The organism is Nocardioides albertanoniae (assembly GCF_006716315.1).
In the GTDB taxonomy this organism is placed as follows: domain Bacteria; phylum Actinomycetota; class Actinomycetes; order Propionibacteriales; family Nocardioidaceae; genus Nocardioides; species Nocardioides albertanoniae.
On record NZ_VFOV01000001.1, the window covers coordinates 3,566,823 to 3,578,394 of the forward strand.

The window sequence follows — 11,572 nt, forward strand, 5'->3', positions numbered from 1 at the left end:
GAGTCAGGTCTGCAGGCCGAGAGGTCATCCATGACTTCTCGAGCTGCAGGAGTGACTCCTCGACCTGCACGAGTGACCCCTCGACCTGCAGGGGTGACTACTCGGCTGGCAGGGGTGACGCTTCGGTGGCGGTCGGGGTGGTGATGCGGGCGCGGCGGGCGGCGCGGCGGAGGGTGGCGAGGACGGCAGGGCCGAGGAGGGCTACGGCGACGGCGGTGGTGATCGCACGCATGGTGTCCCAGCTGCTGGTCGAGGTGACCAGGGTGTAGCGCAGGAAGGTCACGAGGTTCTCGGCGAGGCCGGCCGTCGGGTCGTAGGAGAGGTTGCCGCTCGCGCCGGGCACGGTGACTCCGGTGAGCAGCGGCCAGCCCTGCAGGTTGAGAAGGAGGCCGTAGGCGTAGGAGGCGACGATGCCGTACGCCGCGAGCATCGCGACCTCCCAGCGACCGCTCGCGCGCGGCAGCAGACCGGCCCCCATCGCCACCCAGGCGGCGCCGAGCATCTGGTAGGGCAGCCACGGTCCGACGCCGGCGGTGACGAGCGCGGCGACGAACAGGCTCGTGCAGCCCAGCACGAAGCCGAACGCGGGCCCGAAGACCCGTCCGCCCAGGATCAGCATGAAGAAGACCAGCTCGACCCCGCCGGTGCCGGCGGAGACCGCACGCAGGACGGCCTCGATCGCGCTGAGCACGCCGAGGAGCGCGATCATCCGGGTGTCGATCCCACCGGCGGACAGCTCGCTCAGCAGCACCACCAGCATCAGCGGCAGCAGCGCGAGGAAGACGAACGGCGGCTGCACGCGCTCGTAGCCGTGGAGCAGCAGCGGCCACGCGAACATCATCAGCCCGGCGACGGAGATGATCGCGAGCAGGGTCGCGGTGCGCGGCGAGAACCGGATCACTCCCCCGTCACCGCCTCCACGACCTCGCGTACGTTGAGCCATCCCGGCCCGAAGACCTTGCTCACCTGGGGCGCGAACGCGGGCGACTCGGCGGTGACACTGCGTACGTCTCCGGCGGAGACCACCTCGCCGTCGGCGAGCACCACCACGTCGTCGGCCGCCTCGGCGACGAACTCGACGTCGTGGGTCGCCACCAGGACTGCCTTGCCCGCACCGGTCAGGTCACGCAGGATCTCGCACAGCGCCCGCTTGGCCGCATAGTCGAGGCCTCGGGTGGGCTCGTCGAGGAGCAGCACGGGCGGGTCGGCGCTCAGGATCAGCGCCAGTGCCAGCCCGAGCCGCTGACCCTCGGAGAGGTCGCGCGGATGCTGGTCGTCGGGAATGCCCGGCACCAGTCGGTCGAGGATGTCGCGGGTCCGCGGCCCGCCGGCCTCGCACTCCTCGGCGACCGTCTCCAGATAAAGCAGATCGGCGGCGGTCTGAGGCAGCAGCCCGACCAGCGCGCGTCTCGCGTCGGCGTCGAGCGCCGCTGGGTCCCGGCCCTCGACGCTCACCGCGCCGGCCAGGCGCTTCTGGGTGCCCTGCAGCGTCCACAGCAGCGTCGACTTCCCCGAGCCGTTGCGGCCCATCAGCGCCGTCACCCGCCCCGCGGGCAGCTCGATCGAGACGTCGTGCAGGACCGGCGTACGTCCTCGGGTGACCGTGAGAGAGCGAGCGCTCAGGGCGACTGTGTTGGTCTCGACACGCTCGCTGGCGCTCACGGCTCGACCGACGACACCGCTGGTCGAGCCGGCGGAGCCGCTAGGCGGAGGCGTGTCGAGACCAACGCGGTCAGCAAGCGCCACCCCTCTCGCCTTCCGCCTCGCATCCCGCACCGTCAGCGGCAGCGGCGACCAGCCCAGCGCCCGGCCGACCTCGACGAGCGGCGGCGCGACCGGAGAGGTCTCCAAGATGTCGGCGGGCTCGCCGACGGTGAGGGATCCGTCGCCGACCAGGAGAGCGATCCTGTCGGCGAAAGGTACGACCCGCTCGAGGCGGTGCTCGGCGAGCACGACCGAGGTGCCGAGGTCGTGCACGAGCCGGGTGATGGTGGCGAGCACGTCCTCGGCGGCGGTGGGGTCGAGGGCGGAGGTCGGTTCGTCGAGCACGACGACGCGTGGGTGCGTGGTCAGCACCGAGCCGATCGCGACCCGCTGCTGCTGCCCGCCCGAGAGCTCGCGCAGAGAGCGCTGCCGCAGGTCGGCGATGCCGAGCAGGTCGAGCGTCTCCTCCACCCGCCGCCGCATCGTCGCGGGCGGGAGGCCCAGCTGCTCCATCCCGTAGGCCAGCTCCTCCTCGACCGTGTCGGTGACGAAACCGGCCACCGGGTCCTGCCCGACATAGCCGATCGTCCCGGCGCGCTCGCGCGGCGGCGTACGGATGAACGAGACGCCTTCGAGCAGGAGGTCGCCGTCGAGCTCGCCGCCGGAGAAGCGCGGCACCAGGCCGGCGACGACGCCGAGCAGGGTCGACTTGCCGGAACCGGTCGGACCGGAGACGACCAGCAGCTCACCCTCCTCGATGGTGAGGTCGACGTCCTTGAGCACATGCTCGGACGAGTCCGGCGGGGTGAACGTGATCCCTCGCAGCTCGATCATGCGACCAGCTCCTCTCGAGCCGTCCGGGGATGCGTCGCCGGGGCGGGCGCGGTGACGGCGGGGACGATCCCGACCAGGACGCCGGCCATCGCGGCCAACGAGACGACCGGGGCCGTGCTGACGCCGGGGAAGGCGACCGAGACCTGATAGCGGGCGACCCACCAGCCCGCGAGCACCACCAGCAGACCGCTCGAGGCGACCACGACCTCCGGCCAGCGCCATCGGTCGGGTCGGTAGACCGTGCGGGTGACCCGGCGCCCGGCCAGGCTGAGCCCGCCGACCGCAGCACCGACGCCGAGCACCAGCATCGTGACCGCGAGCCAGCCCGGCGTGGTGCCGTCGAGCACCGCGTAGACGCCGACGCAGAGGCCGACGAGCGAGACCAGCATGAGGGTGGAGGTGACCCGACGTGCGCCGGCGCCGACATCGGCGGTGCGCCCGTAGCCTCGGGTGTCCATCCCCGCGGCCAGCGCCATCGACCGCTCCAGCGCGTCTTCGAGCACCGGCACCAGGAAGCGGCGCAGCCGCTTCACCCGAGACGTCGCCCCGGCCCGCAGACGCTGCGCGGCCCGCACCCGCTGCACCGACTCGGCCAGCTGCGGCAGCACGGTCACGGCGACCACGACAGCGGTGCCGATCTCGTAGAGCGCCGGCGGCAGCGACCGCAGCAACCGCTTCGGGTTGGCCAGGGCGTTGGCCGCGCCGACGCAGACGACGATCACGCCCAGCCGCATCCCGTCGTAGAGGCCGGCGAGCAGCGCTTCACGAGTGAGCGGCCCCAGCAACCGAATCCCCAGGACCCACTCGGGCAGCGGGATCTCGGGCAGATCGATGAGCACGTGACCCGGCACCGCGCCCAGCAGCACCCGGAACAGCACCCGGGTCGCCACGATGAACAGCGCGAAGCCGACATAGAGGCGGAACGCCTTCGCCCACGGCTGCTCACCCCGGCGGGCCATGACCACGACCGTCACCACCCCCACCAGGAGCAGGAGGAGCAGCGGGTTGGTCGTGAAGGAAGCGTACGCCGCCAGCCCGATCGCCCACACCCACCAGGCGACGGGGTGCAGGTCACGCGGCAGGCGCGCGACGGCGGCGGTGCGGATCACGGTGGTCATCGTCGGCGCCACCACACGACTCCGGCGGCGGCGAACAGCGCGAGGATCCCGGTCGGGGCGACCCAGGCGGGGAGCGGCTTCGGCGAGCTCTGCTCCGATTCCGGCTCGGATTCGGCGGCGTCATCCGGAGATAACTCCGGCGACGGGCTTGAGGGCGCCCCCACAGCACTCCCAAGCTCCGTCGCCGGAGCGGTAACGACATTGTCGTCTATCCACGTGAACGCAACACCCTGCCCGGAGGTCACGGCTATTTCGGTAACATTTCTGGAGGCGTAGCTCCAGGCCCCGGATTCGTCGGTGACCCACAGCGACCAGTAGGCGTCTGCGGGCGGCATCTGAGCGCATCCGGCCGCCTTCGGACGCTCGTCGACCCGGCACACGACACTGGGCATCGAGGTCACGAACGTGAGCCGATGCCCCGCTTTCTCGAACACGTCGGCACCGGTGTCGCCCTCCTCGGGCCGCACGCAGTCGACCTCCGGAGCCCCACCCAGCGCACGGGGCTCGACGACCACGGTGACGCCGTCGCACGCGTCGGCGGTCGACGCCGCGGCCGGCGGGAGGGCCGGAGAGAAGAAGAGTGCGGTGGCCCCGGCGAGAACCGCCAGGGCCACCAGCGAACGCACGCTCAGCACGAGCTCTTCTCGGTCGCGCCCTTGGGCAGCTGCTCGAGGGAGGGCAGCGCCTGCGCAGCCGCGAGACGATACATCCCCTCGGACTCCTTGGTCAGACCCTTCTCGTTGCCGTCGGTCAGCGCCGCGTCGTCGAACGCGACCGCGCCGGCGTCGTCACCGCAGGTCACGACGTGCTCGGCGACCCACGTGGCCGCCTTCTCGGCGGCCGCGTCCTCGTCGGCCTCGGCCAACGCCCAGCCGGCCAGGCCGGTGGAGTTGGAGTTGGGCACGTTTCCCGTGGCCGAGCTGAACGAGCCGTCCTTGGCCTGGGTCGACGTCAGCCAACGTACGCCGGCGGCGGCTGCCTTCTCGGCCTCGGTGGAGTCGACCTCCTGGAGGGCGAGCACGGCGAACGCGGTGGCGTCGACGTCGGGCACCGCCTTCGGGTCGGCGTCGCAGCCCTGGTCGGCCGCGGCGGGGTCGGGTGCGAACGTGATCCGGAACCAGCCGTCGGAGCACTGCTGCTCACCCAGGAAGTCGGCGGCGGCCTTCGCCTTGGCCGACTCGGCCTCGCCCAGCGCCATCACGGCGTAGGACTGCCCGATGGTGTTGGCGTAGTCGGCCGCCTTCTTGTTCTTCGGGTCGAGCTCGTCGGCGATGCGACCCGTCTCGGAGACGGCCTGTTCGAGCTGTTCGAGCAGCCCGGAGTCGGCCACGTCGGCCTCCTGCTGGAGCACCAGCGCCTTCGCGGTCGACCCGGCCGAGGTGACGGTGCCGAAACCGGGGCTGGTGTAGGCCTTCTGGTTCTTGGTGACCGCCTTGGCGATCGTCTCGACGTCGGCGTCGTGGCCGTCGACCTGAGCCAGCGCGATCCCGATGTCGGCGCTGAGACCGAAGTCGTCGGTACCGTACTGCGCGTTGCGGGCCACGCCGTCGGGCGCCTGCGCGACGAGCCAGTCGGCCACGCTCGCGGCCGTCTTGGTGTCGTACGCCTTCTCGTCTGCGCCGTCGGCACCGTCTGCGTCCTCGCCGCCGCAGGCGGCCAGCGACAGCGCGCTCAGCGCGACGAGAGCGGCGATGCCGCCCCTGATGGTCTTGTTCATGGTTCCTTCCCGCTGTAAGGGCGGGAGGCGCGGGGCCGACCCGCTGCGTTCCACGACAGCGACTGGTCAGACACGGCCGCGGCAGGTGCTCCGGCTCGCTCGGGCGGTCTCGATCGAGACGATCTCGATGGCCCGGGCCTACGGTTGCGGGTCAGCGCCGGGATTCGACCGGCTTCCCCCACCACGGCGTGTGTGGATGGTGCTCTGAGTTATCGGACCAATCCTACGGCGGCCAGGCGGACGTACGTCACTTCCTGACGTTGCGACGGTCGCCGACCGCGATCGCCGAGGTGCCCTCGTCCTTGAGCTCGAAGAGGTCGATCGCCTTGATGAGCTTGGTCCACGTGGAGTAGCCGTAGTTGCGGGGGTCCTCGGAGGACTGGTTGCGGATGCGGGAGACGACGGTGCCGACCAGTGCCCAGCCGTCGTCGTCGGCGGCAGCGTCGATGGAGTTGCGCAGCAGCTGGATCAGGCGTGCGTTGCCCTTGAGCGCCTGCCCGGTGGTCGCCGAGGACCGCTTGCGCGTGCGGCCCTCGCCGTTGGCGGCCTCGGTCTCCTCGTCGGCGTCGCCGCCGAGCTTCTCCACCACGGTGAACCGGGTGCAGGCGCTCTTGAACGGCGCCGGCGTCTTCTCCCGGCCGTAGCCGTAGACGGCCTGCCCCTTCTCCCGCAGGTAGTGCACCAGCGGCGTGAAGTCGGAGTCGGAGGAAACCAGCGCGAACGCATCCGGAGTGGCCGCGTGCAGCAGCTCGACCGCGTCGATGGCGAGCGCCATGTCGGAGGCGTTCTTGTGCGCAGTCAGGTCGAACTGCTGCATCGGCCGGATCGCGGCGTCGTGCAGCTCCCCGATCCACCCCTTGAGCTCGGGCTTGGTCCAGTTGCCGTACGCCCTCCGGATCGTCACCTCACCGTATTCGGCCAGGTCGTTGAGGATCGCGTCGATCTTGGCCGCGGGCGCGTTGTCGGCGTCGATGAGCAGGGCGATACGGAAGGGCTCGGTCACGGCGGACAGTCTGCCAGTGCCACACACCGTCGAGTCGGCTCATCCTGACCAAAACCATCGCCGAGTCGGCGCGTTAGAACGCGCCGACTCGGCGGGTTGGGTTGTCAGGACGAGCCGACTCGGCGTACGTCAGGCGAGCTTCTCCAGGATCAGCTCGCGCACGCGCTTGGCGTCGGCCTTGCCACCGGTCGCCTTCATGACCGCGCCGATGAGCGCACCGGCCGCGGCCTGGTTGCCGCCACGGATCTTGTCGGCGACCGCGGGCTGGGCGGCGATGGCGTCGTCGACCGCCGCACCGAGCTCGCCGTCGTCGGAGACGACGGCGAGACCACGGGCGTCGATGATCTCGGCGACGGTGCCCTCACCGGCGACGAGGCCCTCGAAGACCTGGCGCGCCAGCTTGTCGGTCAGCGTCTTGGCGTCGACCAGCTTCTGCACCTCGGCGACCTGAGCAGGCGTGACACCGAGCTCGGCGAGCTCGACACCGCGGTCGTTGGCCGATCGAGAGAGCTCGGCCATCCACCACTTGCGCGCGGCCTGCGCCGAGGCTCCGGCTGCGACCGTCTCCTCGATCAGCACCATCGCGCCGGCGGCCCACACGTCGCGCATCTCCAGGTCGGAGTAGCCCCAGGCGGCCTGCAGCCGAGCCCGCTTGACGGCGGGCGGCTCGGGCAGCGTGCCGCGGAGCTCCTCGACCCACTCGCGCGAGGGAGCGACCGGCACCAGGTCGGGCTCGGGGAAGTAGCGGTAGTCGTCGGCGTCCGACTTCGGCCGGCCGGCCGAGGTGGTGCCGGTGTCCTCGTGGAAGTGGCGGGTCTCCTGGAAGATCGCCTCCCCCGCGTCGAGGATCCCGGCGTGGCGCGACATCTCGAAGCGCATCGCCCGCTCGACCGAGCGCAGCGAGTTGACGTTCTTCGTCTCGGTGCGGGTGCCGAGATCGTCGGAGCCCTTGGGAGACAGCGACAGGTTGACGTCGCAGCGCATCGAACCCTGGTCCATGCGTACGTCGGAGACACCCAGACCCAGCAGGATCTCGCGCAGCGCGGCGACGTACGCCCTGGCCACGAGCGGTGCCTTGGCACCGGCGCCGGTGATCGGGCGGGTCACGATCTCGATCAGCGGGATGCCGGCGCGGTTGTAGTCGACCAGCGAGTAGTCGGCCCCGTGGATGCGACCGGTGGCGCCACCGATGTGGGTGGTCTTGCCGGTGTCCTCCTCCATGTGGGCGCGCTCGATGTCGACCCGGAAGGTCTCCCCCTCCACCTCGACGTCGAGGTAGCCGTCGTAGACGATCGGCTCGTCGTACTGGCTGGTCTGGAAGTTCTTCGGCATGTCCGGGTAGAAGTAGTTCTTCCGGGCGAACCGGCACCACTCCGCGATCGAGCCGTTGAGCGCGAGGCCGATCCGGATCGCGCTCTCCACCGCCTTGGCGTTCACGACCGGCATCGCGCCGGGCAGGCCGAGGCAGGTCGGGCAGACCTGGGTGTTGGGCTCGCCGCCGAACGTCGCCGGGCAGCCGCAGAACATCTTGGTGTTGGTGTTGAGCTCGACGTGCACCTCGAGCCCGAAGGCCGGGTCGTAGCGCTCCAGCACCTCGTCGAAGTCGACGAGGTCCGCGGCATCGGTCGCGGCGGTCATCGGGCCACCTCCAGCTTGTCGATCGAGAGCACCGAGCCGACGGCCGCCTCCAGGGCGGCACCGACGCGGTAGAGACGGGCGTCTTCGAGGACGGGCGCCAGCAGCTGCACGCCGACGGGCAGGCCGTCGTCGTCGGAGACACCGGCCGGGACGGAGATGCCCGGCGTGCCGGCCAGGTTGGCGGGGATCGTGGCCAGGTCCTGCATGTACATCGCCAGCGGGTCGTCGAGCTTCGCGCCCAGCGGGAACGCCGTCGACGGCGAGGTCGGGCTGACCAGCACGTCGACCTGCTCGAAGGCCTTCTTGAAGTCTTCGATGATCAGGGTGCGGATCTTCTGCGCCTGGCCGTAGTAGGCGTCGTAGTAGCCGCTGCTCAGCGCGTAGGTGCCGAGGATGATGCGGCGCTTGACCTCGTCACCGAACCCGGCGTCGCGGCTGGCCTTCATGACGGCCTCGGCGGACGGGGTCTTGCCGTCGGGCGTGACCCGCAGCCCGTAGCGCATCGCGTCGAACTTGGCCAGGTTGGAGGAGCACTCGGCCGGCAGGATCAGGTAGTAGGCCGCCATGGCGTGCTCGAAGCTCGGGGTGGAGACCTCGACGACCTCGGCGCCCAGCTTGGTGAGCAGGTCGACCGACTCGTCGAACTTGGCCATCACGTCGGGCGCCCAGCCCTCGCCCGCAAGCTCCTTGATGACGCCGACCTTGACGCCCTTGAGGTCACCGGTCGCGCCCTGGCGAGCCGCGTCGACGAGCCCGGTCACCGGGGTCGTCGTGGAGGTGGAGTCGAGCGGGTCGTGACCGCCGATGAGCTCGTGCAGCAGCGCCGAGTCGAGCACGGTGCGGGTCACCGGGCCGACCTGGTCGAGCGAGTTGGCCAGGGCGACCAGGCCGTAGCGCGAGACCGAGCCGTAGGTCGGCTTCACACCGACGGTGCCGGTCACCGCACCCGGCTGACGGATCGAGCCGCCGGTGTCGGTGCCGAGCGCCAGCGGCGCCTCGAAGGCGGCCACGGCGGCCGCCGAGCCACCACCCGAGCCGCCGGGGATCCGGTCGAGCTTCCACGGGTTGCGCGTCGGGCCGTACGCCGAGTGCTCGGTGGAGGAGCCCATCGCGAACTCGTCCATGTTGGTCTTGCCGAGGATCGGCAGGCCGGCGTTCTTGATCTTCGTGACCACGGTCGCGTCGTAGGGCGGGATCCAGCCCTCGAGCATCTTGGAGCCGCAGGTGGTCGGCAGGCCGGTGGTGGTCAGCACGTCCTTGACCGCGATCGGTACGCCGTCGAGAGCATGCAGCAGCTCGCCGTCGGCCCGGCGCGCGTCAGACGCGGCGGCCTGAGCGAGCGCACCCTCGGTGTCGACGTGGAGGAAGGCGTGCACGTCACCGTCGACTGCGGAGATCCGGTCGATGTGTGCCTGGGTCAGCTCGACCGAGGTGGTCTCCCCCGCGGCCAGAGCCTCGGAGAGCTCGGCGGCGGTCTTCTGGATCAGCTCGCTCACTGCTCGTCCCCCAGGATCTGCGGCACCGAGAAACGCTGCTCCTCGACGGCGGGCGCCCCGGAGAGCGCCTGCTCCGGCGTCAGGCTGGGCGTGACGACGTCCTCACGGAAGACGTTGGTCAGCGGAAGCGGGTGGGAGGTGGCAGGCACGTCGTCGCCGGCAAGCCCCTGGATCGAGGCGACGGACTCGAGGATCACCTGCAGCTGTGGGGCAAGGTGATCGAGCTCGGCGTCGCTGAGGTCGATGCGGGCGAGGTCGGCCAGGTGCGCGACCTCGTCGCGGGTGATTTCTGGCATGTCGCACATCCTAGGCGGCAGCGCCCCCAACTCTCACCTCGGCCGGGCCCGGTTCGGCGGAGTTTCCCGCTCGTCCAACCGATCGGTGGTCCCACCGCGTCCTCATCCCTGACAATCGGCTCGAGAGATCGGATGGATCGATGGCGAGACCGCCAACCCAGCAGCAGTTCGACGAGTTCGCCCAGGTCGCCTGGCCGCGGCTCTATCGGACTGCCTACCTGCTCGTCGGCGACCACGCCAGCGCGGAGGATCTCGTCCAGACGGCGCTGGCCAAGACCTTCGGCAGCTGGGGCCGGGTGCGCACGCTCGAAGCCGCCCCCGCCTACGCCCGGCAGGTGCTGTTCAACACCGCGATGACCTGGTTCCGGAAGGCGTCGTGGAACCGCGAGCACCCCACCGAGGTGCTCCCCGACCCCGGCCACGAGAGCGACCCGACCACCCGCTCGGTGCTCCTCGACGCGGTCGCCGCGCTGCCGCCGCGCCAGCGCGCCGTCGTGGTCCTCCGCTTCTACGAGGACCTCGACGTACGCCGCACCGCGGCCCTCCTCGGCTGCTCGGAGGGCACGGTGAAGAGCCAGACCTCCTCCGCCCTCGACAAGCTCCGCACGATCCTCGGCGACCCGACCCTCACCCTGGAGGTGACCCAGTGACCGACAACGACCTGCGTACGCTGCTCCGCGACGCCGCCGACGAGGTGGCTGTTCCTCGCCTGGCCACCGACGAGCTCCACCTCCGCACCCGCACCATCAGCCGCCGCAGACGAGCACGCTGGGGGGCCGGAGCCGCAGCCGTGGCGATGGCCGGCGTGCTCGGGGCGTACGCCCTGAGCGGATCGCTCCGCGGCGACGAGCCCCACATCGCCGCCGCCGTGGGCGACCCCCGCGGCTGGGCGGTCGCCGAGGGCGCCAGCGTCCACTTCGGCGACGGGAGCGTGGTGACCTACGGCGGCTCCGTGAACGACCTGCGCTACACGTCGGTCGGCATGCTGGCACGCAGCACGCAGTCCAACACACGCCTGTCGCTGATCACGACGGCCGGCGTCGAACCGCTCGACCTCGGTGACGTGAGCGACCGGCTGATCGGCACCGCCCCCGACTCCCCCTATGTCTCCTGGACGGTCGCGGACGGTGACGGCTGGCTGGTGCGCGTCGTCGACCTCGGCACCGGCGAGAAGGTCGCCGACGTCCCGATCACCGGGAAGTACACCTGGGCCGGCTGGAAGACACCGCCGGTCGCCGTCGACGGCGAGCACGCCTACGTCGCTCTCGACGACCGCACCCTCGACGTCGACTGGCGCGCCGGGCGGGTCTCCACCTCCAAGGGGCTCCCGGGCAGCTACACCACCGAGGTGATCGACGGCCGGGCGGTGACTCAGGACGCCCGTGGCACGACTCAGCGGGTCGTCGAGGTCGCCACGGGCGAGGTGCTCCTGACCGTCCACTCCTCCGACTTCCCTGCCGACCTGGTCAGGCTCAAGCTCTCCCCCGACGGCAACCGTGCCCTGGCAACGCCCTACGTGACGTGCGACGAGAACGACGAGTGCCGCTACGACATGGCGACCGCACCGATCTACGACCTCGCTCAGGGCACCGAGACCGCGGTCGCGCTCGACGACCGGATCGGCTGGACCCCCGAGGGGCACCTGATCCGCGTCGCCGGGACGAAGGTGGAGGTCTGCGACGAGGTCGGTCAGGAGTGCGCCGATGCGCCGATCACGCTGAAGAAGCGCGTCGACACGATCAGCGGGACGATGAACCAGTCCTGAC

The 11,572-nt window shown here is 70.9% G+C and carries 11 protein-coding genes and 1 riboswitch; of the genes, 2 read left to right on the top strand and 9 right to left on the bottom strand.

All coding sequences use genetic code 11. The annotated features are described in order from the left end of the window. Positions 1-97 precede the first annotated feature (97 nt). From FB381_RS17095 to gatC, 9 genes are all read right to left on the bottom strand, one after another. Positions 98-901, bottom strand: coding sequence for an ECF transporter S component family protein (locus FB381_RS17095; protein WP_141782840.1), 804 nt, complete (start codon positions 899-901; stop codon positions 98-100). Next, positions 898-2,538 carry an ABC transporter ATP-binding protein gene (locus FB381_RS17100; protein WP_141781396.1) on the bottom strand — a complete coding sequence of 547 codons (1,641 nt, stop codon included), beginning with the start codon at positions 2,536-2,538 and terminating at the stop codon, positions 898-900. Before FB381_RS17100 ends, FB381_RS17095 begins: the two co-directional genes overlap by 4 nt. Further along, a complete protein-coding gene (locus FB381_RS17105; RefSeq protein WP_170225203.1) occupies positions 2,535-3,656 on the bottom strand; it encodes a CbiQ family ECF transporter T component in 1,122 nt (373 codons plus the stop codon). Before FB381_RS17105 ends, FB381_RS17100 begins: the two co-directional genes overlap by 4 nt. Then, positions 3,653-4,291, bottom strand: a complete 639-nt coding sequence (locus FB381_RS17110) for a hypothetical protein (protein WP_141781398.1) — start codon at positions 4,289-4,291, stop codon at positions 3,653-3,655. The genes FB381_RS17105 and FB381_RS17110 overlap by 4 nt, the downstream gene beginning before the upstream one ends. Then, complete coding sequence (locus FB381_RS17115) at positions 4,285-5,373, bottom strand: prenyltransferase/squalene oxidase repeat-containing protein (protein WP_141781399.1); 1,089 nt, start codon at positions 5,371-5,373, stop codon at positions 4,285-4,287. Before FB381_RS17115 ends, FB381_RS17110 begins: the two co-directional genes overlap by 7 nt. A gap of 63 nt (positions 5,374-5,436) precedes the next feature. After that, positions 5,437-5,573, bottom strand: a riboswitch (cobalamin riboswitch). A gap of 47 nt (positions 5,574-5,620) precedes the next feature. After that, a complete protein-coding gene (locus FB381_RS17120) occupies positions 5,621-6,376 on the bottom strand; it encodes an NYN domain-containing protein (protein WP_141781400.1) in 756 nt (251 codons plus the stop codon). A gap of 129 nt (positions 6,377-6,505) precedes the next feature. Next, positions 6,506-8,014, bottom strand: coding sequence for an Asp-tRNA(Asn)/Glu-tRNA(Gln) amidotransferase subunit GatB (gene gatB, locus FB381_RS17125; RefSeq protein ID WP_141781401.1), 1,509 nt, complete (start codon positions 8,012-8,014; stop codon positions 6,506-6,508). Continuing rightward, a complete protein-coding gene (gene gatA / locus FB381_RS17130; protein ID WP_141781402.1) occupies positions 8,011-9,510 on the bottom strand; it encodes an Asp-tRNA(Asn)/Glu-tRNA(Gln) amidotransferase subunit GatA in 1,500 nt (499 codons plus the stop codon). The genes gatB and gatA overlap by 4 nt, the downstream gene beginning before the upstream one ends. Further along, the gene (gene gatC / locus FB381_RS17135; RefSeq protein ID WP_141781403.1) at positions 9,507-9,806 is read right to left on the bottom strand and encodes an Asp-tRNA(Asn)/Glu-tRNA(Gln) amidotransferase subunit GatC; all 300 of its coding nucleotides are present in this window, start codon (positions 9,804-9,806) and stop codon (positions 9,507-9,509) included. The genes gatA and gatC overlap by 4 nt, the downstream gene beginning before the upstream one ends. Before the next feature lie 140 nt (positions 9,807-9,946). Here gatC and FB381_RS17140 point away from each other — a divergent pair, with 140 nt between their 5' ends. Continuing rightward, entirely contained in the window at positions 9,947-10,456 is a 510-nt protein-coding gene (locus FB381_RS17140; RefSeq protein ID WP_141781404.1) for a SigE family RNA polymerase sigma factor, read from the top strand. After that, a complete protein-coding gene (locus tag FB381_RS17145) occupies positions 10,453-11,571 on the top strand; it encodes a hypothetical protein (protein ID WP_141781405.1) in 1,119 nt (372 codons plus the stop codon). Before FB381_RS17140 ends, FB381_RS17145 begins: the two co-directional genes overlap by 4 nt. The last annotated feature ends 1 nt before the right edge of the window (position 11,572 follow it).

Excerpts from the sequence above, each read along its gene's own strand:
- FB381_RS17100 (WP_141781396.1), bottom strand. The coding sequence starts at position 2,538 with ATGATCGAGCTGCGAGGGATCACGTTCACCCCGCCGGACTCGTCCGAG.
- FB381_RS17105 (WP_170225203.1), bottom strand. The coding sequence starts at position 3,656 with ATGACCACCGTGATCCGCACCGCCGCCGTCGCGCGCCTGCCGCGTGAC.
- FB381_RS17115 (WP_141781399.1), bottom strand. The coding sequence starts at position 5,373 with ATGAACAAGACCATCAGGGGCGGCATCGCCGCTCTCGTCGCGCTGAGC.
- gatB (WP_141781401.1), bottom strand. The coding sequence starts at position 8,014 with ATGACCGCCGCGACCGATGCCGCGGACCTCGTCGACTTCGACGAGGTG.
- gatC (WP_141781403.1), bottom strand. The coding sequence starts at position 9,806 with ATGCCAGAAATCACCCGCGACGAGGTCGCGCACCTGGCCGACCTCGCC.
- FB381_RS17140 (WP_141781404.1), top strand. The coding sequence starts at position 9,947 with ATGGCGAGACCGCCAACCCAGCAGCAGTTCGACGAGTTCGCCCAGGTC.